We start from the raw sequence: 24,756 nt of genomic DNA, 5'->3' as shown, positions 1-24,756 counted from the left end.
AGCTGGGCGAGCAGCTCAGGCAGGGCATCGCCCATGGCCGTGAGCTCCCGGCGCAGCAGCTGGGCCAGGCGCCAGGTGAGGTGCACATCCATGCCGCAATACAGCGCCGCCTCGGCGATCCCCACGGACGCGAAATTGGCGCCCTTTGGCACCAGCTCGCTGTAGCTGGTGGGGCTGAAGCCGAAGTTGCGCTCGGCCATGGCGTCGAGGCCGTGCTTGTCGCCGGCATCGCGCAGGTAATCGGCCAGCATCGTGTCCATCACCACGCCCTCCAACGGCAGGCCATGGCGCAGCAGGATTAACCGGTCGTACTTGGCGTTCTGCAGGGCCTTGGGGTGGGAGGCGCTGGCCAGCCAGGGCGCCAGGGCGGTGAGCACCGCAGCTAGGGGCAGCTGGGACGGGGCCTCCGGGGCGGCGCTGAGTAGGTCGGCCGCCGCGGTTGGCTGGTGGCCGATCGGGATGTAAGCCAGCTCCGCCAGGCCATCGCCCCAGGCCACCCCTACCCCCACCAACTCGGCCTGGAAGGGATTGAGGCTGGTGGTTTCGGTGTCTAGGGCCACCGGGCGGCCCACTTCGGTGCAGCTGTTGAGGTGCTGCACCAGGGCTGCCAGGGCCTCGGGGCTGGTGATCAGCTGGGGCTCGAGTGGGGGCAGCGCCTTGCTGTTTGGCTGATCTGGAGCTGTTGCATCGTTTGTTGCATGGGCTGTTTCACCAGCCGTGGGTGCCTTTTCGGTGGCTGTGACGGCCTTGCCGCCCGCGGGGCTGGATTCCTCCCTGGGCTGGGGCGGCACGGCCGAGAACAGCTGGGCGAAGTTGGGCACCTGTTTCACCAGGCTGTACAGCTCCAGCTCCTCGAGGCTGCCGGCCAGGGCGTCGGCCTTCACGGCCCCCAGCTCCAGCCGGGGCTCACTGGGCAGGGGGATGTCGATCAGGATCTCGGCCAGCATGCGCGAGCGGTAGGCGCTGTCTTTGTCGGCGCGAAGTTTGTCGATCAGGGCACCCTTGAGCACGCCCTTGGGGTCTTTGGCCTTGGGGCCCGCCTGCTCCAGGGCCTCCAGCGCCGCGTAGATGCCGTCCACATGTTCAAATTCTTTGAGGAGGCTGATGGCGGTCTTGGGGCCCACCCCCTTAACGCCCGGGATGTTGTCGGAGCTGTCGCCGGTGAGCGCCTTGAGATCCACCACCTCTTCGGGGGTGACGCCGAGCTTGGCGATCACGCCCTCGCGGCGGATCTCGCTGGGGCCGCTGTTTTTGGCGTAGGGACCGCCGCCCATGTAGAGCACGGCGATGTCGCGCTCGTCGTCTACCAGTTGGAACAGGTCGCGGTCGCCCGAGAGGATCCGCACCCGCCAGCCGGCGTTGGCGGCCCGGTTGGCCAGGGTGCCGAGCACGTCGTCGGCCTCGAAGCCCGGCGCCATCGCCAGCGGAATGTCGAGGCTCTCGGCCAGGATCTGCTGCAGGTTGGCCAGATCGGCGAAGAAGTGCTCTGGCGCCTCATCCCGGTGGGCCTTGTAGGCCGCATCGGCCTCGTGGCGGAAGGTGGGTTCGGCGGTGTCGAAGGCCACCACCAGTCCATTGGGTTTGAGGCCTTTGCAGTTGTCGAGCAGGGCCTTTAGGAAGCCGTAGGTGACGCTGGTGGGCACACCCGCCTTGGTGCTCAGCCCCCCGTCGCCCCCCTTAGCGAAGGCGTAAAAGCTGCGGAAGGCCAGGGAGTGGCCGTCGATCAGCAGCAGCAGGGGCTTGGTGCCAGGAGCCACGTTGCTGCAAGGGGTAATGGGTCGGGTCAGCCTGCCAGAGCTCAGGCTTGCAATTGAGCTGCCGCGATCCGCACCACGGCCTCCGCAGTGACCAGGGCGGCGGTGCTGTCATTGGCATCGAAGAGATCAGCCGGGGCCTCATCGCCTTGGGGGTAGCGGCTGGCGCTGTTCATGCGCGTCAGCGCCTTGAGATGCAGCTCAGCCAGGGCAGGGAGATCTAGGCCCTGCTGTTGCAGCAGTTCCACCAGTTTCTCGAGGGAGTGGCTGTAGGGCGGGGTGATCCCGGCTGCCAGCACCAGGGCCTTGAGCGCCTTTTCGGCGGCTTGACCCGCCAGGTAGCAGGCCTGGGCATGGAACCCCTGGCCGGCCGTGAAGCGCGCTGCCTCCAGATCGTTTTGGGCCTGGCGAATCCAGGCCTCAACCCGGGGAGTCATTGCTGATCCAGGCGCAGGGCGTCGCGGCCGATGGCCCGCCAGTAGGGATCGTCACCCTGCTTCAGTTGCTGCCAGCGCTCCTGGGTCAGCGCAAGCACGTCGTCACCTAGCCGTGCCTCAAGCAGCGCATCGGCCAAGGCATCTGCGGCCACCTGGGTGGGGGCGATGGCCAGCAGGTCTACGTCGGAATAGGCGTCCCAGTCACCGCGGGCTAGCGAGCCGAACAGCCAAATCTCAGCGTTTGTCCAGCCGGCAGCTGTGGCGGCTGCTCCTTGTCGTAGGGCAGAGAGCCGCTCCTGGCGGCGTGAGTTGCGAATAGCGGCCAGGCTTGCCATGGACCCAGATTAGGAGCTGTGACGGATCCGGTCTTGGCGACCACGCTGGCAGCCGCCTTCAGCCCCTGCGGCCAGTACCGCTGGTGGCTGGAGCGGCTGTGGCAGCCGGCGGCGCCACGGCTGATCTTCATCGGCCTCAATCCGTCGCGGGCCGATGGCCAGCGCAACGATCCCACCCTGCGGCGGCTGCTGGGTTTTGCCCAGCGCTGGGGCTACGGCAGCCTCGAGGTGCTCAACCTGTTTGCGCGCATCAGCCCATCGCCGGCGGTGCTGCGCCGCGTAGCTGATCCGTTGGGGGCAGAGGCTGATTCCTGGATCCGGCGGCGCCTGGCAGCCCAGCCTGAAGCCACCCTCTGGCTGGGCTGGGGCAACCAGGGCACCTGGCGGCGGCGCGATCAGGAGGTGCTGGCCTTGTTGCAGGGGCGTGGTCTCTGGGCCCTGGGCCTCACCGCCGCCGGCCAGCCCCGCCATCCCCTCTATGTGGCCAGCGATGTTGCGCTGCAGTCACTCACCTGGCACAACCAACAGACCCTGGGGCATCCTGTGGGCACCTCCGTTTCGCTGCCTGGCGCGCCCCCATGTCCCGCATCCCCCGCCGCTATGCCGTGCATCTGCATATGAGCGGCGGCCAGACCGAAACCGTCCATTTCCCCACCCTGGAGGCGTTTCAGCAGTGGTATGGCGGGGTGCTTACCGCCTCCGCCCCAGACGCCTTCGTGAATGTGCCGATCGGCGATATGGAGGGCGAGTATCTGGTGGTGCGACCCAACGGCGTGATTGGCATCCATGTGGAGCCCAAGTTCAACGCCCTCGATGAATGACGCCTGAGCGGCTGGGTCTGCTCTGGGGGGTCACGGTTTTTGCCGGGGCCACAGCTCAGGCCCTGGCCTGGCTCACCGGCTTGCCTGGGGTGGTGCTGCTGCTCAGCGCCGGCCTGGTGATCGGCCGCTCCGGTTTTGGCCTTGTAGAGCCCCTCGACCTGGGTGCGGGTCTGGGCACGGTGGTGGGCCTGCTGGTGAGCCTGGTGCTGTTTGACGGTGGCATCAACCTGCGCCTGCCCGGTGAAGCCACCAAGCAGGCGGTGCTGCGCATCGTGCTGGTGCGCCTGGTGCTCGGCCTCGCCGCTGGCCTGCTGGCCGCCCACTGGTTGGCGGGTCTGAACTGGTCGCTGGCGGCGGTGTTCAGCGCCATCGTGCTGGCCACTGGCCCCACCGTGGTAACCCCGCTGGTGCGGCAGATCCGCCTGGCGCCGCCCCTGGGCGAGGTGCTGGAGGGGGAGGGCCTGATCCTGGAGCCGATTGGTGCAGTCCTGGCGCTACTGCTTTTGGAGCTGGCCCTTGGCGACCTCCATGGCTGGCGGGAGCTGGCCCTGGGGCTGCTGCAACGGCTCGGCGGCGGTGTGGCGATCGGTGCGCTCTGCGGCTGGCTGCTGGCCGAAGCCCTGCGCCGCATCCCCGCCCAGCCGGCCGGGGCCCTGCGGCTCCAGCTCACCTTGGGCACCTTGTTTCTGATGTTTAGTGGCTGTGAGTTGCTGCTGCCCGAATCGGGGCTGCCAGCGGCCGTGGCTGCTGGTGTGGTGGTGGGTCGCCGGCCCGATACCGATGCCGCCGAGCTCGATGAGTTGATTCGTCAGTTGGCCCAGCTGGCGATCACGATGCTTTTTCCCCTGCTGGCTGCAGATGTGAGCTGGGCCGAACTCAGCCCCTTGGGCTGGGGAGGGGTGGCCTGCGTGCTGAGTTTGATGCTGCTGGTGCGCCCCGTGGCCATCGGCCTGGCCACCTGGGGCCTCGATTTCAGCCTGCCGCAACGGGCCCTGATGAGCTGGCTGGCGCCCCGCGGCATCGTTACCGCGGCGGTGGCCAGTCTGTTTGCGATTCGCCTTGAGCAGGCGGGAGTGGTGGGGGCCGGTCGTCTGCAGGGGTTGGTGTTTCTGACGATCCTGCTCACCGTGGGGCTGCAGGGCCTAAGCGCCGGCCCCCTGGCCCGCTGGCTTGGCCTCTCAGAGGCAGCGGGCGATGCGGGGGCGGTCGTCGCCGCATCGGTGCAGCAGCAGCCAGGTGGCCAGTAGGTCTGGGCCCTGGAGGCTGCCGAGCAGCGCTGCCCGCAGGCTCTTCATGATCACGCCCTTCTTGACGCCAGCGGCAGTTGCGGCCTCGCCAAGCAGCGCCTGGGCCTGATCGGGCTCCAGGGCACCCGACGGCAACTGCTCCAGCAGGGCTGCCAGAGCTGGGCGGGCACCCTCGAGTTCGAGCTGGGCGCTGGCAGCTTCGTTGAGGGCCGGGGTTGCGAAGAACGGCCGGGCCTGGTCAACACCGTCTGCCAGCAGGGTGAGGGAGGGGCCAAGCAGCTCACATAGCTGTAGCTGCCAGGCGGGATCTGCTCTGATGCCGCTGGAATCAGCCGGCCAGCCCTCGGCGGCCCATAGGGGCAGCAGCTGCTGCCGCAGGGCCTCGGGGCCCAGCTCGTGCAGCACCTGGCCGTTTAGCCAGTTGAGCTTGTCCCAGTCGAAGCGAGCGCCGGCGCGGTTGACCCGCTCGAAGGAAAACGCGGCCGCGGCCTCAGCCAGGCTGAAGCGCTCGCCCATCCCCTCCGGCGGCGACCAGCCCAGCAAGGTCATGTAGTTGGCCAGGGCTTCAGCGGTGTAGCCCATCTGCCGAAAGTCGCTCACCGAGGTGACGCCATCGCGTTTGGAGAGCTTCTTGCCCTCTTGATTGAGGATCAGGGGGGTGTGGGCAAACACCGGTGGCTCGGCGCCAAGGGCTTGATAAAGCAGGAGCTGTTTGGCAGTGTTGGCGATGTGGTCTTCGCCGCGGATCACATGGCTGATCGCCATGGCGGCATCGTCCACCACCACCACCAGGTTGTAGAGGGGGTCGCCGATCTGGTCGGCGGCGGCGCGGCGGGCTATCACCATGTCGCCACCTAAATCGGCGCCGGCCCAGCGCATTTCGCCCCGCACCAGGTCACTCCAGGTGATTGTGGCGTCGTCGTCGATGCGGAAGCGGATGGTGGCTTGGCGCCCCTCGGCGATGAAGGCCTGTTGCTGCTCGGCGGTTAGGTCGCGGTGGCGGTTGTCGTAGCGGGGGGCCTGCTTGCTGGCCGCCTGCTGCTCCCGCATGGCGGTGAGTTCCGCCTCGCTGGCGTAGCAGCGGTAGGCGTGGCCGGATGCAAGCAGTTGCTCGATGGCGGCCCGGTGCTCGCTGATGCGAGCGCTCTGAATCACGGGTTCGCCATCCCATTGCAGCCCCAGCCACTGCAGCCCTTCGAGGATGTTGGTGGTGTATTCGGGCTTGCTGCGCTCTTTATCGGTGTCTTCAATGCGCAGCAAAAACTGACCGCCCAGGCGGCGGGCATAAAGCCAGTTGAAAACCGCAGTGCGGGCCGTGCCTATGTGCAGCGTGCCCGTTGGGCTCGGGGCGAGGCGAACACGAACATGGCGATCTGACAGGGCCATTCCCGACGGGGTTGTTTCTGAACAAGGTTGCCCTGCTACGAACTGCGCAGCATCCACAGTGGCAACTCCTAATTGAAATGGAACGGGACTGACGGGATTCGAACCCGCAACTTCCGCCGTGACAGGGCGGTGCTCTAACCGGTTGAACTACAGTCCCAGGCAGCTTTTTAAGCTAGCTGTGTCGCCGAGGCGACTTTGAAAGTATCCGTGATGGCCGGTCCGCTCGTCAACCAATTGGTTTAGGGCAGACCGGCATTGCGGATCGGCATTAAAGCCGCATGAATGTCAAGGCCTAAACCCTGCTGGCTCAATCAAACGAACCTGATTGCCTCTGGCTGTGAATTCACGACCTTGATCGCTCTGCACAACCACCCTGCCACCGGATTTCACCCGGATCACCCGAGCTCGAACCCAGCCCAGAGCGGCTGATTCGAGCACCTTGACCACATCCCCGGGTTGTAAATCCAACTCCATGCTCAAACCAGCAAACTGCAAATTGGGGCATCGAACGCGCCGTGGAGGACTTGAACCCCCGACATCAGGTTTTGGAGACCTGCGTTCTACCAACTGAACTAACGGCGCATGGCCGATGCCCCGTAAATAGGAGACCGCAGCTAATCAGCCAGCTGTCTAGAGGAATCTCAAGACGGCAGGCTGACGTTGCGTTGGCAACCTCAGCGGTCGAAGCGTTGCTTGACGCGCGTGGCTTTACCCACCCGGTCGCGCAAGTAGAAGAGCTTCGCCCGACGCACCTTACCTCGGCGCTCCACATTGACGGAGGCAACTTGAGGACTGTGAAGCATGAAGACCCGCTCCACGCCAATGCCCTGGAAGATCCGGCGCACCGTGATCGTTTCGTTGAGGCCGCCATGGCGCTTAGCGATCACCACGCCCTCATAGGGCTGAACACGCTCCTTATTGCCTTCGCGGATGCGCACCCCCACCTTGACGGTGTCGCCGACGTAAATGTCGGGCAGCTCGTCTTTAAGTTGCTCTGCCTCAAAGGCCCGGATCAGCTCTTGGGCGCTGAGTTTGCCGGTTTTGGCCTTCGTGGCTGCGGGTTTTTCTTGCACCGCGGTGGCCGCAGGAGCTGCAGTGCTCACGGTGGCGTCTACCACCTGATCAGCCGCTTGATTTTCTGTCGACTCCGTTGCCATCTCAGCTCCGCTACGCCTGGCCAAAGATGCAGTGTACCGGCTCGTGGTGCCCCGTTTTCTATTCCGGCTTTGCCACAGCGGTCCAGTCCCATTGGTAGCTTTCAGTTCTGCCCTACATCGCTGCCGGATAGCTGCCGGTGGGTCATTGCATGAATCTGTTTGCCGACCTACTGGCCAGCACCAAGGGCGCGGCGGTTGCCTCCCCCACCGTTGAAACCGGTCCACGCATCCAGAAGGGACGGCGCGGCGTTGAAATCAAGTCGGCCCGCGAGATCGACACCATGCGCAAGGCCAGCCGGATTGTGGCCACGGTGCTGCGTGAAATTCTGGAGCTGGCGGCTCCCGGCATGAGCACCGGCGACCTCGATCGCCATGCCGAGAAGCGCATCCGCGAGATGGGTGCTACTCCCAGTTTCAAGGGGTATCACGGTTTCCCGGCCAGTATTTGCGCCTCAATCAACAACGAAGTAGTCCACGGCATCCCGAACAGCAAACGGGTTATTCAGGCCGGCGACCTGGTGAAGATCGATACCGGTGCCTACTTCGACGGCTATCACGGCGACAGCTGCGTCAGCCTTTGTGTAGGTGAAGACGCCACCGAGGAGGCCCAGACCCTCTGCCGGGTGGCCCAGGAATCGCTGATGCAAGGGCTGCGCCAGATCAAGGCGGGCAACACCTTGCTCGACATTGCTGGAGCGGTCCAAGACCACGTCGAGGCCCACGGTTTTGCGGTGGTGGAGGACTACACGGGCCATGGAGTGGGCCGCAATCTGCACGAGGAGCCCTCGGTGTTCAACTTCCGCACCCGAGATCTGCCCAACATGAAGCTGCGCCCGGGCATGACCCTGGCGGTGGAGCCGATCCTCAACGCCGGCAGCAAGGCCTGCCGCACCCTCAAGGATCGCTGGACCGTGGTGACCGTTGATGGCAGCTGGTCGGCCCAGTGGGAACACACCATCGCCGTAACCAGCGACGGTTGCGAAATCCTCACCGACCGCGATTTCTAGGGCTGGTCGGGGCTTGGCCGCGTCAGCAGCTTGAAGTAGCCCCAACGCGCCAGGGTGCTTAGCGGCATCAACAGATAGGTGAGGGGGTTTGGGGTCACGATGATCAGGCTGAGCCCTAATCGGGCCTGGGCAAGTACCTGATTGGCCACGAATCCTGGCCCCATCACCCCGATTGGGTTGAGGCTTGAGCGGAATGGCCCCAGCACCAGCCTGCGGATGCGCAGGGGCCCGCTGGCACCAGAGAGATCCAGGGCACGCAGGCTCACCAAACTGCCTAACAGCCGTTTGCTCAGTTCATAGAGAGGGCTGAGGGCGGGCTGGATCTCCGCCTCCGAGGTGTTGATCCACACCTCTGGCTTGGGCCGCTCTGGCCGGGGGCTTTGTTCCACCACCTCGGCAAACAGCTCCAGCAGCCTCCAGCTGCTCAGGGCATTCACCTCCAGGGCAAGCGCCGTGGCAGAGCGGCTGCGGAGTTGTTGCTGGTTGATGCCGTGGTTCAGCACCAGGATGTCTACCCGCTCCAGTAGCCCACGTAGCTCCTGCTCCTGGCCGCATTGCCAGCAGACCTGCTCTAAGGGAATCGCTGTGCCAGCAGGATCCAGCAGGAGCAGAGGTTCGCTGCTGCTGGTGAGGGCTACCAGTGAGGCGCCCTGCTGGGCTAGCTCCTGGAGTAGGGCCCGACCCAGGCTGCCGCTCGCACCGGTAATCGCGATCCGGCATCCATCAAAATTGGTCATCTGCCTGGCATAAACGGCGGCCGACGCGTCAGCATGGCTGGAGATAGTTGACGTATACGCCGCCTTGATGCCCACTGGCATGATCCCCGAGTCTGTTGCCCCCCTAGTGCCCCTATTTGCTCCCTACTGCGGTGGGCTGGGACGGCTGATGTCTTTAGAGAGTGCTTTGGCGATCCTGCTGGCGGGCGATTGGGCCGGTAAGCGCCTGCTGCAGGGGGGGCGTAGCCACATGCTGCGGCTGAGCTGGAGTGGTGAGACGGCACCCCAGGAAATTCTCCACTGCGATTTGACTTTCCCTCACTTGCCAGAGGTGAAATACAGCTTTGAGCTGCCCTGCCACCAGCTGGTGCAGTGGTTGATGGATCGGGAAGGGGAGCAGTTGCCGGCGAGTTTCTGGCAATGGCTTTTGCTGGGTCAGCCGCCCCTTGCTACCGAACCAGTGGGCAGCGCCGCCTAAATTTCGCTTCAAGACACCCCCAAGCGAGGTTGACCGATGGCCCCCACCTTGCTGATCGGCTCCTGCGAATCCTTCAGTGGCAAATCGGCGGTGGTGCTTGGCATGGCCCGCCAGCTGGCTCGTCAAGGGGTACCGGTGCGTTTTGGCAAGCCCCTAGCCACCAGCCTCGATAGCCCGGTGGATCCTGCCAGCCAGGCGCCTCTGCTGGATGCCGATGTGCGTTTCATCGGCGCCACCCTGGGGCTTCCGGAAGCCAACCTGATTCCCTCCCTGCATGTGCTCGATCCGGCCACGGCAGAGCGGCGGCTGCTGCAGGGTGACTTGGATCCCGGCTCGGGTTTTGAGCAGCTGCGTCAGCAGCTGGCCGCCGCCAGCGACGGGCTCACCCTGCTGGAAGCCGCCGGCAGCCTGCATGAGGGATTGCTTTACGGCCTCAGCCTGGCCCAGCTGGCCCGGGGCTTGGAGGCATCGGTGTTGCTGGTGCATCCCTGGATCGATAGCTGCAGCATCGACCCGCTCCTGGCGGCTCAGGCCGAGTTGGGTGAGCATCTGGCGGGGGTGATACTCAATGCCGTTAAGCCGGGGCTTGTGGCCCAGCTGTGCGCCGAAGTGGTACCTGCCCTGGAGCGCCTTGGTTTGCCGGTGCTTGGCGTCATGCCCCAGAGCCCGCTGCTGCGCAGTGTCACGGTGGAGGAGCTGGCCCTGCGGCTCGGTGCCCAGGTGCTGTGCTGCCCGGAACGGCTCGATCTCCTGGTGGAAACCCTCTCGATTGGCGCCATGAACGTCAACTCGGCAATGGAGTTTTTCCGGCGTCGCCGCAACATGGCGGTGGTGACGGGCGCTGATCGCACCGATATTCAGCTGGCAGCCCTGGAGGCCTCAACCCAGTGCCTGATTCTCACGGGCGCTGGAGATCCGCTGCCCCAGCTGCTCAACCGGGCCGAGGAGCTCGAAGTGCCCCTGCTCAAGGTGGAGCACGACACCCTCACTACGGTGGAAGTGATTGAGCAGGCCTTTGGTCATGTGCGTCTGCACGAAGTGGTGAAGGCAAGCTTTGCCTTCCGGCTGGTGGAAGAGCATTGCAATTTCGAGCGCCTGTTTGCTCGGTTGCAGTTGCCCGCGTTAATGAAATAACGCTGCTAGTTTCAAAGGACTGGCAGGTGGCTACTGGTGTCGCGGTCCCTTGATCTTCCGTCGATTGATCGTATCGACACCCTGGCCCAGGAACTGGCGATGCTCCAGGACCGCAGCAAGCGTCGGATTGCAATTTTGGGCAGTCGCCATGTGCCCGTGGTTTCGATCCATCTGGTCGAATTAGTGGCCCGCTCCCTGGCCCAGGAGGGTCACAATCTGATCACCTCTGGATCTCAGGGCGTTAATGCGGCGGTGATTCGCAGCGTGCTGGAGATTGATCCGGCCAGGCTCACCGTGCTTTTGCCCCAGAGCCTCGATCGCCAACCCGGAGAGTCTCGCGATCAATTGGAGCGAGTGCTGCATCTGGTGGAGAAGCCAGAGCACGATGAGCTGCCCCTGCCGATGGCAAGCAGCCTCTGCAACCAAGACATCATCAGTCGTTGCGATCAGCTGATTTGTTATGCCTTCCACGACAGTGAAACCTTGCTAGCCAGCTGCCGGGTCGCGGAGGACATGGGCAAGGTGGTGAGCGTGATGTTCTTCGATTAAATCTGACGACTAGGAGGCCAGCAGCGCTTTTAGGCCTTCCACGTAGAGCAAGCCGCTGCAGGTGAGAGAGCCTGCCCAGCAGAGGCCTCGCAGCGGTGGCACGTTGCCTACGTACATGGCGATGTAGGCCAGGCGCAGCAGGGGATGGATCCAGGCCGCGGCGATGGCTACCGGGCTGGTGACACCCGCCACCAGGCACAGCAGGGCAGCGGGCGCGTGCAGGGTGAAGGCCTCAAAGCAGTTTTGGTGGGCCCAGGCGGCCCGCTTGCCCCAGGCCGGCAGCCGCTCAAACATCGCCCGCGGGGCGGCCAGGTCGGCCATCTGGAAATTGGCCTGGGAGCGGGCGGCGCCCAGGGGCACGGTGCTGAATACCACCACGCCAGCTGCCAGCAGCAACGACCAGGCGAAAGGGGCGAGGGCGGAGGTCATGAACTGCAGGCGCAATCAGTGCTTGGTCAGGCTGACAGGCCGCCCCTACGATCCGTGAACGTCTCCGACCTCCAAACTGCGCCCCATGGCCGACACCTATTCCTTCGATGTGGTGAGCGATTTCGATCGCCAGGAGCTCGTCAACACCATCGATCAGGTGCGCCGCGACGTGGGCACCCGCTACGACCTCAAGGATTCCAATACCGAAATCGAGGTGGAGGAGGTGAGCCTCACCATCACCACCGCCAGCGACATGACCCTTCAGGCCGTGGAGGACGTGCTGCGCCAGAAGGCAACCAAGCGCAACCTCTCGCTGAAGATTTTTGACTTCCAGAGCCCTGAACCCGTGGGGGGCAACCGGGTCAAGCAGGTGGTGAAACTGCGCAAAGGGTTGAGCTCTGAGCTGGCCAAGCAGCTGAGCAAAACCGTGCGCGACGAGCTCAAGAAGGTGACCGTTTCGATCCAGGGCGAAAGCCTGCGGATCACCGGCAAAAACAAGGACGACCTGCAGCAGGCGATCAACCTGCTCAAAGCCCAGGACGTGGAAGTGCCTTTGCAGTTTGAGAACTACCGCTGAGCCGGTGCAGCCGGCTTGTTCCGCCCCTGGTTGGCGGTTCTGGGTTGATCGGGGTGGCACCTTCACAGACGTGGTGGGATGCAGCCCCGCCGGCGAGCTGGTGGTGCGCAAGGTGCTGTCGGTGCAGCCGGAGTGCCCGGGGGACCCGGCCGTCCGTGCCATAGCTGCGCTGCTGAGCCGGGAGCCCGGCGTTATGGCCGGCAGCCCCCTGCCGCTGGGATTGGTGCGGGAGGTGAGGCTCGGTACCACCGTGGCCACCAACGCCTTGCTGGAGCAGCGCGGCGCCGGGGTGGTGCTGCTGATCAATCGCGGCTTTGCCGACCTGCTCAGCATCGGCGACCTGCACCGCCCCGACCTCTTTGCCCTGGCCATTCAGCGGCCCAACCCCTTGCGGGTGCGGGTGCTGGAGGTGGAGGGGCGCCTGGATGCGCAGGGATTCGAGCTTGCACCGCTCCAGTGGGGAGAGGATTTGCAGCAGCTGCTGCTGCAAGCCCAGGCCGACGGCTACAGCAGTTGCGCGGTGGCCCTGCTGCACAGCACCCGCAATTCCAGCCAGGAGCTGCAGCTGGAGCAGTGGCTCGCACCCCTGGGCTTCGAGTCCGTGGTGCTCTCCCATCGGCTCAGTGGTCAGCCAAGGCTGGTGCCCCGCGGCCAGACCGCCCTGGTGGAGGCGGCGGTGGCGCCGGTGCTGGGCCGCTACCTGCGCCAGGTGCAGCGGGCCTTGGGGCCCGCAACCCGGCTGCGGGTGATGCGATCCAGTGGGGCTCTGGCAGCGCCTGAGCTGCTGCTGGCCAAAGACACGATCCTCTCGGGGCCGGCCGGAGGCATGGTGGGCGCCGTGGCAGTGGGCCGGAGGGCCCTTGCTGCCGCTGGGTTGCCGCCGCAGCCGATCGTTGGTTTCGACATGGGTGGCACCTCCACCGATGTGTTCCATTTCGATGACCGCTGCCTCTCAAGCGCTGGCGGTGATCTGGCCTGGGAGCGCAGCCCTGCCACCCAGATCGCTGGGCTGGAATTGCAAGCTCCGATGTTGCCGATTCACACCGTGGCTGCTGGCGGCGGCTCGGTGCTGCGCTTTGACGGCAGGCGGCTGCAGGTTGGGCCAGTTTCTGCAGGAGCTGATCCCGGTCCGGCGGCTTACCGCCGCGGCGGGCCGCTCACCATCACCGATGCCAACGTGCTGCTGGGCCGTCTGCCGCTTGCCGCCCTGCCAGAGGTGTTTGGCCCCAAGGGCGACCAACCCGCTGATGGGGAAGCGGTGCGGCGAGGGTTTGCGGAGCTGGCGCTTGAGATGGCCGCGGTGGCACCTTGTATCACCCCGGAGCGGCTGGCGGCAGGGGCCCTGCAGATCGCCATTGAAACGATGGCGGAAGCCCTGCGCCGCATCTCGATCCAACGCGGCCACGACCTGCGCGAGGCCCTGTTGGTGAGCTACGGCGGGGCTGGAGGTCAGCATGCCTGCCGCCTGGCTGAGGTGCTGGCTGTGAAGCGGGTGTTGCTCCACCCCTTGGCGGGGGTGCTTTCCGCCTATGGCCTCGGCATGGCCGAGCAGAGGCTGCTGCTGGAGTGCTCGCCGCGGTTGCCGCTGCGCCCCGACAGCCTGCCCCTGCTGCGTCAGCGCTGCGCCGAGCTGGAGCAGCAGGGGCTCGCCGACCTGCGCCGGCTGGGGGATTTGGCCGAGGGGGCCTCTGGCCGGATTGGGGTGCAGCTGGAGCTGCGGGCTGCCGGCAGCGAGCGGGGGCTGGAGGTGGCGTGGTTGCCCAACGAGCAAGGGGTTGAAGACCTGCAGCGAGCTTTTAGCGCCGCCCATCTGCAGCGCTTCGGTTATGGCCCGGTGGGCAAAGACTGGATCGTGGAGCGCCTGCTGGTGGAGCTGGCCCCCCCGGCGGTGGTTGGGGGGGATGCTGTTGCTGGAGGGCAGGCGGTGGCTGGAGCTGTTGCCGCAGCCCCGCTTGCCCCAACCACCCCCCTGTGGCTGGGCGAGGCGGCTGGCTGGAGGCCGGTGCCGCTGTGGCAGCGCTCCCAGCTGCAGCCCCAGCAGAGGCTCGCGGGGCCAGCCCTGGTTGTCGATGCGACCACCACCACCGTGCTGGAGCCCGGCTGGCAAGCCCTGGTGCTAGCCGATGGAGCCCTGCTGTTGGAGCGGGAAGGCGCGGCGGCGGCCAGCAGCGGGGTTGACCAGGCTGTTGAACAGGCTGTTGAAGTTGTGGAGCAGGGGCCCGATCCCACCCTGCTTGAGCTCTACAACCACCGCTTTGCGGCCATCGCCGAGCAGATGGGTGGGCGGCTGCAGCAGAGCGCCCGCTCGGTGAACATCCGCGAGCGGCTGGATTTCTCCTGCGCCCTCTTCGATGCGGCGGGTCAGCTGGTAGCCAATGCCCCCCATATCCCGGTGCACCTCGGTTCGATGGGCGACAGCGTGGTCAGCCTGCTTGCCGCCATCGCCCGGGGCGAGCGCCCCCCATTGGCTTCTGGCGATGTGGTGTTGTCAAACAATCCCTACAACGGCGGCACCCACCTTCCAGACATCACCGCCATTACGCCGGTTTTTGTCCCTGGCTTGGGCGACTCCCAGGCTGGGACCCCGTTGTTTTTTGTGGCCTGCCGCGGCCACCACGCCGATGTGGGCGGCATCACCCCGGGCTCGATGCCGGCCTTCAGTCGCAGCATCGACGATGAGGGCCTGCTACTCGACAACGTGCCGTTTTTGAGTAGTGGCAACTTTGATGAGTCGCTGTGGCGGCAGCGATTAGCTGCAGGTAGCCATCCAGTACGCAACCCCGACCAGTTGCTTGCCGATCTGCAGGCCCAGGCTGCGGCTAATCGGCTGGGTGTTCAGGAGCTGGGGCGCTTGATTGAGCGCCACGGCCTCGACGAGGTGCGGGCCTACATGGCCCATGGGCAAGCCCACGGTGCCGAGGCGGTGGGCCAGGCACTTGCTCACCTCAGCAGCGGCTCTGCCAGGGTGGAGCTCGACCACGGCGCCTTCATCCAGGTAGCTGTTCGCATCGACGCTGGGGCTCGCCGGGTTCAGGTTGACTTCAGCGGCACCTCGCCCCAGCACAGCGGCAATCTCAACGCCCCTTTAGCCGTAACTAAGGCTGTGGTGCTCTACGTGTTTCGCTGCTTGGTGGGCGAACAGATCCCCCTCAATGCCGGTTGCTTCGAGCCAATCGAGCTGATTGTGCCGCCCGGCTCCCTTCTGCATCCCAAGCCACCGGCGGCGGTGGTTGCCGGCAATGTGGAAATCTCCCAAGCGGCAGCCAACGCTCTGTTTGCGGCGCTGGGGGTGCAAGCCGCCGCCCAGGGCACGATGAACAACCTCAGCTTTGGCAATGGCCAATGCCAGTACTACGAAACGATCGGTGGGGGCAGCGGTGCTGGCATCCGCCCCGGTGGTGCCGGCTTTGACGGGGCCGCCGCTGTGCAGAGCCACATGACCAACTCCCGTATCACCGACCCGGAAATTTTGGAAACGCGCTTTCCGGTGCGGCTGGAGCGCTTTGGGATCCGGGCCGGATCGGGCGGGGATGGGCGGTTTCGGGGAGGCGCTGGGGCGGTGCGGCAGTTGCGTTTTTTGGCCCCGATGACCGTTGCCCTGATCTCAGGTGCGCGGCGGGTGGCTCCCGCGGGGTTGGCCGGCGGGCTGCCGGGCGCCTGCGGCCGCAACACCTGGATCGGGGTTGATGGCTCGAGCCGGCAGCTCGACGGCTGCTGCGAGCTGGAGCTCCAGCCCGGTGAAGCCCTGCGCATTGAGACACCAGGCGGTGGGGGCTACGGCGCCCCGGGCAGACCATGAAGCGACGGCTGCTAGTTGGGCTGGCGACGCTGCTGGCCGCACCAGCCCAGGCAGAGGTGCTGCAGGAGCGCAGCCAGCGCTTCCACCCCCAGTGGTCTGCCGCCGGCATGGTGGCAAGCCAGGAGCGCTGGGCATCGCTGGCGGGCGCTGAAATCCTGGCCAGCGGCGGCAATGCGGTGGATGCGGCGGTGGCCACGGCCTTTGCCTTGGCGGTCACCTTGCCCCAGGCGGGCAACCTCGGCGGCGGTGGTTTTTTGGTGCTGTGGCTGCCCGGACCATCACCGGCTGCGGGCCGGGGCTGCCCTACCTCCCCGGAGCTGCGCATTGGCCGTGGCACGGCAGTGGCCGTCAACTTTCGCGAGACGGCGCCCCTGGCAGCCACCGCTGGGATGTTCCTCGGCCCCGAAGGCGAGGTGGATCGTGAGCGAGCCACCCGCAGCCTGTTGAGTGTGGCCGTGCCTGGCAGCCCCGCTGGCTTACTGCTGAGCCAGCGCTGTTATGGCCGGCTCTCGCGGGCCGCGGTGCTGGCGCCGGCGATCCGCCTGGCTAGTCGCGGTTTTCCGGTGGGTAAGGAATTGGCTGATTCCCTGCGCCAGGGCACACCGCTGCTGCAGACAGACCCCTCCTCCAGCCAGCTGTTTCTCAAGCGCCCCTTGCGGCCTGCCCAGCTGTGGCGCCAGCCCCTGCTTGCCGCCAGCCTGCGGCGCATCGCCGCCCAGGGCGAACCAGGCTTTTACGAGGGCCCGATCGCTGACGCATTGGTGACCTTGATGCGCCAACGGGGCGGCCTGATTAGCCATGCCGACCTCAAGGGCTACCGGGCCCAGCTGGTGCGCCCCCTGCAGGCAAGATTCCGCAACCATCCGGTGCTCACCATGCCGCCCCCCAGTGGTGGTGGCGTCACTTTGCTGCAACTGCTCCAGGTGCTCGAGCCCATGTCCCTGGCTGAGCTGGGTCTCAACAGCGCCGCCAGCCTGCACCGGATGGTGGAGGCGATGAACCTTGCCTATCGCGATCGCAACCACTGGCTAGGCGACCCCGATCAGGTGGAGATGCCGTTGGAGCGCTTGCTGAGTGCGGCCCATGCGGAGCGGTTGCGGGCCCAGATCCAGCTTCAGCGCCATCGCCCCGCCAGCGAGCTAGCGGCCCAGGGCTTCCAGGCAGGTGGTACCAACACAACCCATCTTTCAGTGGCCGACCCTCAGGGCGGGATGGTGGCCCTCACCACCACCCTCAACTTCGCCTATGGCAGTGGCATCAGCGTTCCCGGCGCCGGTTTCCTGCTCAACAACGAGATGGACGACTTCACTGCCAAACCCGGCGTGGCCAATGCCTACGGGCTGGTGCAGGGCAGCGCTAACGCCATCGCTCCAGGCAAACGACCACTGAGCTCGATGACGCCCACCCTGGTGTTTCGCCCCGATGGCCGGCCCTGGTTGGCTACCGGCAGCCCTGGCGGCAGTCGCATCATCACCACCGTGTTGCAGGTGCTGCTCAACCGCCTGGTGCATGGCCTGAACCTGGCCTCAGCCGTGGCCAGCCCCCGCATTCACTCCCAGCTATGGCCCGATCAGATCAGCGTGGAACAGGGACTGAGCCCTGACACGGTGGGATTGCTGGAAGCAAAAGGCCACCGTGTAGTCGTTACGGCCGCCATGGGATCGGCAAACAGCGTTGAGGTGCTTCCTGATGGAGGCAGCTTGGGGGTGGCTGATCCCCGCCGCCTCGATGCGGCGGCCATTGGCGAGCTGCCGCTCAACTGGCCGGCTGGCTTGGTGGGGCCGTGAGCAGGTTGATGGCGGAAAACGCCATGCCAATGCCAAACAACATGCCGATCGCCCAGATGCTGTCGGAGGGCCATTCGGCAATCAGCATGCCGCCGAGTACGGCGGTGACGATGCCGTCAATCAGCACCAAGCCGCGAGCCGCTCCCTGGCCGGTGGCCGCGGCGGCTAGCTCCATTACGCCCTCGAAAGCAAGCAGGAAGCCGACAAACAGCGTCAAGCTCACCTCGCTGGCAACTGGGAATGCCAGCACCCAGACGCCACCGCCCAGATAAAGCAGGCCGGAGAACAGGCGGAAGATTTTTCCTTTGATATCGGCTTCGCCAGTGAGACGCAGAATTTGGGACACCCCGGCAATCACTGATACGGCCCCAACGGCGATGGTGAGCAAGGTGGCCGAGACAAATGGCAGCACCACCGACAGCCCGGCCGCAGCAAAAAGCAGGACTGCGGTGACCCAGCGCAGGGCGGGAGAGGCAGGAACTGTCACCGGAATAAAAGCAATTAGCTTTCAACTTTAATCGCCGCGCAACAAGGGCCCGCTGTCAGGAAATGCTCATGGCTGTGTAGCAAAGCATCACGGCTTTCGGCGTTGCTGGTTGGCTCTCTCCAACGTGGAGATCAATCGTGTTTGGTATGGGCACCATGCTTGAGCTGCTGCCGCCGCTCAACGAGCACAACCTCCCTTGGATGGACACCATCCATCCGATCGTTGTGCACTTCGTAATCGCCATGGGGCTGATCTCTTTTGTATTTGATTTGATCGGAGTGGTGACCCGCCGGTCAGCGCTGTTTGAGGTCAGTTTCTGGAACCTGCTGTTTGCCACTGCAGCTATTTTTGTGGCGATCATGTTCGGACAGGTTGAGGCGGGGCTGGCCAATCCCTATGGCGCCTCCCGCGACATTCTCAACCTGCACAGCACGATCGGCTGGTCGCTGGCTGGAGTGCTGTCGATGATGTCGGGCTGGCGTTATGTAATTCGCAGTAAGGACCCCCAGCAGTTGCCCTTGGCATTTCTAGGCGCGGGAGGCCTGCTCAGTGCCCTGATCGTGTTGCAGGTGACCCTCGGCAACCAACTCATCTGGGTGTACGGCCTGCACACGGTGCCGGTGGTGCAAGCCATGCGCTCAGGGCTGGTGTGATGGCTGCCTTCATTCCGGCGGGCTCACCGATTGAGCAGTTGGCAGCTGATCTTGGGCCCAATGGGCTGCCCTATGCCCTGCCAATTCACCCCAACCTGGTGCATTTCACGATCGGTCTATTCGTGATTGCCATCGCCTTCGATATTGCCGGCGCCCTCTATCCGGTGGAGAAGCGGGTGTTCCGCTTCCTAGCCCTGCCCGTAACCCGCGGTGGCTTTCACGATGTGGGTTGGTACAACCTGCTGGCCTGCGCCATCGTTACCTTCTTCACGGTGGCCGCTGGCTTCTACGAGATGCTGCTGGCGGTGCCCCTGCCCGGAGTTACAAGCAGCATCGGGCTAAAGAGCATGGAAACGATGCTTGTGCATGGCGTCGGTGGGGTTGTGATCCTGCTTGTGATCGTCGCCATGACTGTGTGGCGGGGTTATCAGCGCTTTGTCTGGCGTCGTGACATGGGGCGTCAGGTGCAGTGGCTCTACCTGCTGGTGGGCCTGGGCTTATTTCTTGTGATCGGGCTGCACGGCACCCTCGGCGCCGAGCTTGCAGCTGAATTCGGTGTTCACATCACCGCCGACCAACTTCTTGCCTCTGGCGCTGATCTCAAGGAGGCCCTGCCGTGAGTAATTCCTCTGACCGCTCCCGCCCACCAATCAGCAGCGTCGGCCTGGCCGGCTTGCTGGCTTGGATTGGGGTGTTGGTGGCCTTGAGCTGGTGGATGGCCCAGCAGTCCTACAGCTGGCTGCCGGTGCAGGCATCTACCGCGGCACCACTGGTTGATGGGCTGTTCAGCTTTGAAACGGGCGTCGGTACTTTCGTGTTTGGGGCGGTGGTGTCGGTGATGGCTTGGGTGCTGCTTAAGCACCGCGCTGAGAAATACGACGAGAGCGATGCGGAGCCGATTGAGGGAAATACCCGGCTCGAGGTGATCTGGACGGTCATTCCCTTACTGCTGGTGATGGCCATCGCGGTTTACGCCATGCGCGTCAACACCAAACTCGGAGTTCTTGGGCCGATGGAGCACATCCATTTGGCTAATCCGGTGGAAGACCAGGGGGGCTACGACGCCGATCGCTTGCCGGCCGAGCAGGTGGAGGTGATTGCTCGCCAGTGGTCTTGGGAATTTCGCTATCCAAGCGCCAATGTGTCCACGACCGAGCTGCACCTGCCGGTTGATCAGCCCGTCAGCTTCCGTTTGGTGTCAGACGACGTAATTCATGGCTTTTTCATTCCGGCCTTCCGCCTCAAGCAGGACGTAATTCCTGGCCGGGCGATCAACTTCAATCTCACTCCAACGCGGGAGGGGCGCTACCGCCTGCGCGATTCCCAGTTCAGTGGCACCTGGTTTGCCGCCAACCAGGCCGATGTGGTGGTCGAGAGCTCCGAGGCCTACCAGGCTTGGCTGAAGAACGCCGCTAGCCAGCCGCTGCAGCCCGGTTTAAGTGATGCAGTAATCGAGTACGGCGAGCGCAAACAGCTGAAAAATCCAGGCTGGGCCACCGTGCCGCCAGCTCCACCGCCCCAGGTGAACGTTCCCGGATCCAACTCTCTGCCGCACGACGCCTGAGCCCGATGACCTCCGCTACCTTCCCGCCCAGTCCTCCCGAAAACACCTCCTGGAGCCGCTACTTCGGCTTCAACACCGATGCCAAGGTGATTGGCATTCAGTACATCGTTACGGCCTTTTTCTTCTTTCTGATCGGTGGCCTGCTGGCCATGATCATCCGCGGTGAACTGATCACGCCAGCGGCCGACCTGGTCGATCGCACGGTGTACAACGGCATCTACACGATGCACGGAACCATCATGCTGTTCCTGTTCATCTTTCCGGTGCTGAATGGCCTCAACAACCTGCTGATCCCCACAATGATCGGCGCTCCAGATATGGCCTTTCCGCGGCTAAATGCGGTGGCCTTCTGGCTGGTGCCCATTTTTGGTGCCCTGTTGATCGGCAGCTTTTTCGTTCCTGGTGGGCCGGCCTATTCCGGCTGGTGGTCCTATCCACCGGTTAGCACCCAGAACCCGCTTGGCCACTTTATTAACGGCCAAGGCCTGTGGATCACAGCCGTGGCCCTTTCGGGGGTTTCCTCGATCATGGGCGCGATCAATTTCGTGACCACGATTCTGCGGATGCGAGCTCCTGGCATGGGTTTCTTCAGGATGCCCGTGTATTGCTGGACGGCTCTTGCCGCCCAAAGCCTGCAGTTGATCGGGCTTCCGGCCCTTACCGGTGGGGCGGTGATGTTGCTGATGGACCTCAGCTTTGGCACCAGCTTTTATCAGCCAGAGGGAGGTGGCGACCCTGTGCTTTATCAGCACTTTTTCTGGTTTTATTCACACCCGGCCGTGTATGTGATCATCCTGCCGGTGTTTGGCATCTTCTCAGAGCTGTTCCCGGTTTACTCACGCAAGCCACTATTCGGCTACGTCTACGTCTGCCTGGCCTCCTTCATCATCGTGGCACTGGGTTTAGTTGTGTGGGTGCACCACATGTTCCCCAGTGGGGTAGCGCAGTGGATGCGTAACTTCTTTATGTTTTCTACCATGCTGATTGCCGTGCCCACGGGGGTGAAGGTGTTTGCCTGGCTGGGCACCATTTGGCGCGGCAAACTGCGACTCACCACACCGATGCTTTTTTGCCTGGGTGGCCTGTTCAACTTTGTGTTCGCTGGCATCACCGGCATCATGCTTGCCACGGTGCCGGTCGATATTCATGTATCGAACACCTATTTCGTGGTGGGTCATTTCCACTATGTGATCTATGGGGCAGCGGTGATGGGAATCTTTGCCGCTATCTATCACTGGTTTCCCAAATTTATTGGCCGCATGCCCTACGAGGGCCTTGGCAAGGTCCATTTTTTGCTCACCTTTGTTGGGGCCAACCTCAACTTCTTGCCTATGCATCCCCTGGGACTGATGGGCATGCCCCGGCGGGTTTCTAGCTACGACCCGGAATTTGCCTTCTGGAATGTGCTGGCTAGCCTGGGCGCCTTCTTGCTGGGAGTGTCTATTATTCCCTTTCTCCTCAATATGGTGAGTGCCTGGGTACGGGGCCCGAAAGCCCCCCATAACCCCTGGAATGCCATTGGTCTTGAGTGGCTGCTGCCATCACCGCCACCTGAAGACAACTTTGGTGAGCATGTGCCGACCGTGATTTCACGCCCCTATGGTTACGGCACTGGAGAGCCACTTGTTGAGCACCAGGCAGAGATTGAAAATCAGCTCACCCTTCAGGAGGCCAGCGCATGACTGCTACACCTCATTTGAACACTGAGCACCCGAAGCACAACCTCACTGGCTTCATCATCTTTCTCTGTTCTGAGAGTGTCATCTTTTTGGCATTCTTTAGCGGTTTTGCACTGCTGAAAACCGCTGCGCTCAATTGGCTTCCCCCCGGTGTGGAAGGCCTCGAGTGGCGCACGCCCCTGCTCAACACGGTCGTATTGATTTCTAGTTCGGGCACGATCTGGCTGGCAGAGCGCTGCATGAGCAAGGGGAATCTGATGGGATTTCGGGCTTTCTGGCTACTCACCATGGCCCTTGGGGCCTATTTCCTCTACGGCCAAGCCGTTGAGTGGAGTGGTCTGCAGTTTGGTTTAACCAGTGGGGTGTTTGGTGGCACCTTCTACCTTCTCACCGGCTTTCATGGCCTGCATGTGGCCACAGGGGTGTTCCTGATGGGCCTGATGCTGGTGAAGTCATTTATCCCCCAGAACTATGCGGGGGGAGAGCAGGGGGTGCAGGCCACATCCCTGTTCTGGCACTTTGTGGATGTGATTTGGATCATCCTCTTCGTTCTCCTTTACGTCTGGCAGCGCAGCTGAGGAACCATCCATGATCATCGACGACAACCATTACGACGTAATTGTCATTGGCAGTGGAGCTGCCGGCGGCACCCTTGCCAATTCGCTTGCCTCATCTGGATTGGCAGTGCTGCTGCTGGAGCGGGGCGAACAGATGCCCCTCGCTGATCAGAACGTCGCCGATGTGGATTTGTTTCGCAAGGACCGCTACCACCCCAAGGAGCAATGGTTTGGCACGGACGGGGATCCCTTTTCGCCTCAGACGATCTACGCCTTAGGCGGTAACACCAAGATCTGGGGTGGGGTGCTCGAGCGGCTGAGGGAGCAGGAGTTTGCTGGCTTGCATTTACAGGGCGGGCAGGCTCCAGCCTGGGGGCTTAGCTACGGAGATTTCGAACCCTGGTACGACCAAGCTGAGGCCCTATATCGGGTGCATGGTCAGCGGGGTGTGGATCCCACCGAACCGCGAGCGGGCGCCGACTACGCCATGGCCCCCAAGCCCGTGGAGCCGTTCTTTGAGGAGTTGCGGCTGGCCCTAGGGCGCCAGGGGGTGAATCCCTACCACCTACCCCAAAGCTTGTCGGAATCGGTGGCCGATCCCTCCGGCGATGCTGAGCTGTTCGGAGTGGATCCGGCCCGCGCTTCAACCGCGGTGGTGGTACAAACCGGCGCCCAGGTGCAGCGACTGCATGTCAATCCCAGTGGCACGGAGGTGCGAGGGGTTGAGGCCCTGGTGGATGGCCAAAGTTGGTTGTTCATGGGCCATCAGGTGGTGCTGGCCGCCGGCGCCATCAACAGCGCCGCGATCCTGCTGCGCTCGGCCACCGATCGCCATCCCCGGGGCCTGGCCAACGGCTCCGACCAGGTGGGCCGCAACCTGATGAAGCTGCAGCTCACCTCCATCCTGCAGCTCGCCACTGAAGCCAACAGCGGTCGCTATGGGCGCAGTTACGGCATCAACGACTACCTCTGGGGCGACAAGAACGTCTCCTTCCCACTGGGTTCGATTCAGAACGGTGGCGGTGTTTTGCAGGACGCCCTGTTTGCTGAATCGCCACCGGTGCTCTCGCTGGTGACCAAGCTGCTGCCTAATTTCGGCCTCGAGCAGCTCGCCTCCCGCTCGATCTCCTGGTGGGCCATGAGTCCGGTGCTGCCCGACCCCCACAACCGCGTCAGTTTGCGGGGGGATCGTATTCAGATCACCTATCTGGCCAACAACCGCGAGGCCCATGACCGCCTCGTGTACCGCTGGATCGACACCCTCAAGGCGGTGGAGGCCGATCCGGATTGCCATGTGGTGAAGGAAGCCCCCACCCATCCCCGCGGTGAGGCACCCCTATCGGCCATGGGCTACAGCTGCGGCACCTGTCGCATGGGCGACAACCCGGCTACGTCGGTGGTGGACCTGAAGGGCCGCAGCCACGAGGTGGCCAACCTCACCATCGCCGATGCCAGTGTCTTCCCGGCCTGTCCGGCCATGGGCTTCGGTCTCACCGTGATCGCCAATGCCCTGCGCATCGCCGATGGCCTCAAGGCATCCCTCCGATGACGTCAACTCCCCCGCTGACAACCATTCCTGAGTCCGCCCGCATCCAGGAGCGCGACCAGGGCCTCCAGCCCTGGACCCGGTGGGGCAGTTACCTGCCCGATCGCCAGTGGGGCACGGTGCGGGAGGACTACTCCGCCGACGGCGATGCCTGGCGCTCCTTCCCCCACGATCAGGCCCGCTCACGCGTCTACCGCTGGGGAGAAGACGGATTGCTGGGGATCTGCGATGAGCAGTGCCGGCTGTGTTTCTCCCTGGCACTCTGGAATGGGGTTGACCCGATTCTTAAGGAGCGGCCTTTTGGGCTGGGCAACCCTGAAGGCAACCACGGTGAAGATCTCAAGGATTACTACTACCACCTCGCCAACACCCCCACCCACAGCTTCATGCGGGGGCTCTACAAGTATCCCCAGGCCGAATTCCCTTACCAGCGGCTGGTGGATGAAAACGGGCGGCGCAGCCGCAGTGAGCCTGAATATGAACTGGTAGATACGGGCATCTTTGCCGAAAGTCGTTACTTCGACGTCTTTATTGAGTATGCCAAGGCGTCAGCCACCGATCTGCTGATTCGCATCCGGGTCATCAATCGCGGCCCCGATCCCGCCCCCCTCACCCTGTTGCCCACCCTGTGGATGCGCAACACCTGGGCCTGGGGCT

General features: G+C 64.0%; 24 protein-coding genes, 2 tRNA genes and 1 pseudogene. 17 read left to right on the top strand and 10 right to left on the bottom strand.

The features are described 5' to 3' along the window. The 3 genes from KBY74_RS07080 to KBY74_RS07070 all read right to left on the bottom strand — a co-directional run. Nucleotides 1-1,757: 5'-3' exonuclease H3TH domain-containing protein (locus KBY74_RS07080; protein ID WP_315859043.1), on the bottom strand; the 1,757-nt coding region annotated here is incomplete at its 3' end. A 41-nt stretch (nucleotides 1,758-1,798) separates the two neighbouring features. Then, nucleotides 1,799-2,191, bottom strand: coding sequence for a HEPN domain-containing protein (locus KBY74_RS07075; RefSeq protein WP_254942084.1), 393 nt, complete (start codon nucleotides 2,189-2,191; stop codon nucleotides 1,799-1,801). Further along, nucleotides 2,188-2,526, bottom strand: coding sequence for a nucleotidyltransferase domain-containing protein (locus KBY74_RS07070; RefSeq protein ID WP_254942083.1), 339 nt, complete (start codon nucleotides 2,524-2,526; stop codon nucleotides 2,188-2,190). The genes KBY74_RS07075 and KBY74_RS07070 overlap by 4 nt, the downstream gene beginning before the upstream one ends. Before the next feature lie 33 nt (nucleotides 2,527-2,559). On the opposite strand from KBY74_RS07070, the gene KBY74_RS07065 reads away from it, so the two are divergent. From KBY74_RS07065 to KBY74_RS07055, 3 genes are read left to right on the top strand one after another with little or no spacing between them, the layout of a single operon-like run. Next, nucleotides 2,560-3,147: a DUF1643 domain-containing protein gene (locus KBY74_RS07065; RefSeq protein ID WP_254942082.1), complete on the top strand. Its 588-nt coding sequence runs from the start codon at nucleotides 2,560-2,562 to the stop codon at nucleotides 3,145-3,147. After that, the gene (locus KBY74_RS07060) at nucleotides 3,105-3,347 is read left to right on the top strand and encodes a hypothetical protein (protein ID WP_254936598.1); all 243 of its coding nucleotides are present in this window, start codon (nucleotides 3,105-3,107) and stop codon (nucleotides 3,345-3,347) included. The genes KBY74_RS07065 and KBY74_RS07060 overlap by 43 nt, the downstream gene beginning before the upstream one ends. Then, nucleotides 3,344-4,594, top strand: coding sequence for a cation:proton antiporter (locus tag KBY74_RS07055; protein ID WP_254942081.1), 1,251 nt, complete (start codon nucleotides 3,344-3,346; stop codon nucleotides 4,592-4,594). Before KBY74_RS07060 ends, KBY74_RS07055 begins: the two co-directional genes overlap by 4 nt. Here KBY74_RS07055 and gltX read toward each other — a convergent pair. The 4 genes from gltX to rplS all read right to left on the bottom strand — a co-directional run bounded on the left by gltX (nucleotide 4,526) and on the right by rplS (nucleotide 7,137). After that, the gene (gene gltX / locus KBY74_RS07050; protein WP_254942080.1) at nucleotides 4,526-5,980 is read right to left on the bottom strand and encodes a glutamate--tRNA ligase; all 1,455 of its coding nucleotides are present in this window, start codon (nucleotides 5,978-5,980) and stop codon (nucleotides 4,526-4,528) included. The genes KBY74_RS07055 and gltX overlap by 69 nt on opposite strands. An 83-nt stretch (nucleotides 5,981-6,063) precedes the next feature. Next, nucleotides 6,064-6,137, bottom strand: a tRNA-Asp gene (locus KBY74_RS07045). 352 nt (nucleotides 6,138-6,489) lie between these two features. Continuing rightward, nucleotides 6,490-6,562 (bottom strand) — tRNA-Trp (locus KBY74_RS07040). A gap of 92 nt (nucleotides 6,563-6,654) precedes the next feature. Next, complete coding sequence (rplS, locus tag KBY74_RS07035) at nucleotides 6,655-7,137, bottom strand: 50S ribosomal protein L19 (RefSeq protein ID WP_254942079.1); 483 nt, start codon at nucleotides 7,135-7,137, stop codon at nucleotides 6,655-6,657. A gap of 149 nt (nucleotides 7,138-7,286) precedes the next feature. On the opposite strand from rplS, the gene map reads away from it, so the two are divergent. Next, nucleotides 7,287-8,144: a type I methionyl aminopeptidase gene (map, locus tag KBY74_RS07030; RefSeq protein ID WP_254942078.1), complete on the top strand. Its 858-nt coding sequence runs from the start codon at nucleotides 7,287-7,289 to the stop codon at nucleotides 8,142-8,144. On the opposite strand, the gene KBY74_RS07025 is transcribed toward map, so the two are convergent. After that, on the bottom strand, nucleotides 8,141-8,881 hold the full coding sequence (locus KBY74_RS07025; protein ID WP_254942077.1) for an NAD-dependent epimerase/dehydratase family protein: 741 nt from the start codon (nucleotides 8,879-8,881) through the stop codon (nucleotides 8,141-8,143). The two genes, map and KBY74_RS07025, sit on opposite strands and share 4 nt — an antisense overlap. Nucleotides 8,882-8,948: 67 nt before the next feature. Here KBY74_RS07025 and ebsA point away from each other — a divergent pair, with 67 nt between their 5' ends. Genes ebsA through KBY74_RS07010 form a run of 3 tightly spaced genes read left to right on the top strand, consistent with a single transcriptional unit; the run spans nucleotide 8,949 to nucleotide 11,021 of the window. After that, nucleotides 8,949-9,338: a type IV pilus biogenesis protein EbsA gene (gene ebsA / locus KBY74_RS07020; RefSeq protein WP_254942076.1), complete on the top strand. Its 390-nt coding sequence runs from the start codon at nucleotides 8,949-8,951 to the stop codon at nucleotides 9,336-9,338. 36 nt (nucleotides 9,339-9,374) lie between these two features. Continuing rightward, a complete protein-coding gene (locus tag KBY74_RS07015; protein ID WP_254942075.1) occupies nucleotides 9,375-10,472 on the top strand; it encodes a phosphotransacetylase family protein in 1,098 nt (365 codons plus the stop codon). Between the two features lie 36 nt (nucleotides 10,473-10,508). Further along, nucleotides 10,509-11,021: a DNA-protecting protein DprA gene (locus KBY74_RS07010; RefSeq protein WP_254931240.1), complete on the top strand. Its 513-nt coding sequence runs from the start codon at nucleotides 10,509-10,511 to the stop codon at nucleotides 11,019-11,021. A 9-nt stretch (nucleotides 11,022-11,030) separates the two neighbouring features. Here the strand turns inward: KBY74_RS07010 and KBY74_RS07005 are convergent, their stop codons facing one another. Then, nucleotides 11,031-11,450, bottom strand: coding sequence for an MAPEG family protein (locus KBY74_RS07005; RefSeq protein WP_254942074.1), 420 nt, complete (start codon nucleotides 11,448-11,450; stop codon nucleotides 11,031-11,033). A gap of 85 nt (nucleotides 11,451-11,535) precedes the next feature. Here KBY74_RS07005 and KBY74_RS07000 point away from each other — a divergent pair, with 85 nt between their 5' ends. Genes KBY74_RS07000 through ggt form a run of 3 tightly spaced genes read left to right on the top strand, consistent with a single transcriptional unit; the run spans nucleotide 11,536 to nucleotide 17,613 of the window. Further along, on the top strand, nucleotides 11,536-12,027 hold the full coding sequence (locus tag KBY74_RS07000; protein WP_254942073.1) for a YajQ family cyclic di-GMP-binding protein: 492 nt from the start codon (nucleotides 11,536-11,538) through the stop codon (nucleotides 12,025-12,027). Next, a complete protein-coding gene (locus KBY74_RS06995; RefSeq protein ID WP_254942072.1) occupies nucleotides 12,011-15,826 on the top strand; it encodes a hydantoinase B/oxoprolinase family protein in 3,816 nt (1,271 codons plus the stop codon). Before KBY74_RS07000 ends, KBY74_RS06995 begins: the two co-directional genes overlap by 17 nt. Then, complete coding sequence (ggt, locus tag KBY74_RS06990) at nucleotides 15,823-17,613, top strand: gamma-glutamyltransferase (protein ID WP_254942071.1); 1,791 nt, start codon at nucleotides 15,823-15,825, stop codon at nucleotides 17,611-17,613. Before KBY74_RS06995 ends, ggt begins: the two co-directional genes overlap by 4 nt. Here the strand turns inward: ggt and KBY74_RS06985 are convergent. Then, nucleotides 17,582-18,100 (bottom strand): HdeD family acid-resistance protein, encoded by a 519-nt coding sequence (locus KBY74_RS06985; RefSeq protein ID WP_254942070.1) that lies wholly within the window; start codon nucleotides 18,098-18,100, stop codon nucleotides 17,582-17,584. The two genes, ggt and KBY74_RS06985, sit on opposite strands and share 32 nt — an antisense overlap. A 155-nt stretch (nucleotides 18,101-18,255) precedes the next feature. Between KBY74_RS06985 and KBY74_RS06980 the strand changes: the two genes are divergently transcribed. The 7 genes and pseudogenes from KBY74_RS06980 to KBY74_RS06950 form a co-directional block, all read left to right on the top strand. Then, the gene (locus tag KBY74_RS06980; RefSeq protein ID WP_254942085.1) at nucleotides 18,256-18,753 is read left to right on the top strand and encodes a DUF2231 domain-containing protein; all 498 of its coding nucleotides are present in this window, start codon (nucleotides 18,256-18,258) and stop codon (nucleotides 18,751-18,753) included. After that, the gene (locus KBY74_RS06975) at nucleotides 18,753-19,373 is read left to right on the top strand and encodes a DUF2231 domain-containing protein (protein WP_254942069.1); all 621 of its coding nucleotides are present in this window, start codon (nucleotides 18,753-18,755) and stop codon (nucleotides 19,371-19,373) included. The genes KBY74_RS06980 and KBY74_RS06975 overlap by 1 nt, the downstream gene beginning before the upstream one ends. Continuing rightward, nucleotides 19,370-20,317: a cytochrome c oxidase subunit II gene (locus KBY74_RS06970; RefSeq protein WP_254942068.1), complete on the top strand. Its 948-nt coding sequence runs from the start codon at nucleotides 19,370-19,372 to the stop codon at nucleotides 20,315-20,317. Before KBY74_RS06975 ends, KBY74_RS06970 begins: the two co-directional genes overlap by 4 nt. 5 nt (nucleotides 20,318-20,322) lie before the next feature. After that, entirely contained in the window at nucleotides 20,323-21,999 is a 1,677-nt protein-coding gene (locus KBY74_RS06965; protein WP_254942067.1) for a cbb3-type cytochrome c oxidase subunit I, read from the top strand. Continuing rightward, on the top strand, nucleotides 21,996-22,574 hold the full coding sequence (locus KBY74_RS06960; RefSeq protein ID WP_254942066.1) for a heme-copper oxidase subunit III: 579 nt from the start codon (nucleotides 21,996-21,998) through the stop codon (nucleotides 22,572-22,574). The genes KBY74_RS06965 and KBY74_RS06960 overlap by 4 nt, the downstream gene beginning before the upstream one ends. Before the next feature lie 10 nt (nucleotides 22,575-22,584). Further along, the gene (locus tag KBY74_RS06955) at nucleotides 22,585-24,102 is read left to right on the top strand and encodes a GMC oxidoreductase (protein WP_254942065.1); all 1,518 of its coding nucleotides are present in this window, start codon (nucleotides 22,585-22,587) and stop codon (nucleotides 24,100-24,102) included. Continuing rightward, nucleotides 24,099-24,756, top strand: a pseudogene (locus KBY74_RS06950) (glucosidase); the annotation flags it as partial. The gene KBY74_RS06955 and the pseudogene KBY74_RS06950, both read left to right, overlap by 4 nt.

It is taken from the genome of Cyanobium sp. A1C-AMD (genome assembly GCF_024346495.1).
Lineage (GTDB): Bacteria > Cyanobacteriota > Cyanobacteriia > PCC-6307 > Cyanobiaceae > Cyanobium_A > Cyanobium_A usitatum.
Note: the sequence above shows the minus strand (reverse complement) of the source record. Positions and strands in the feature narration are given on the sequence as shown.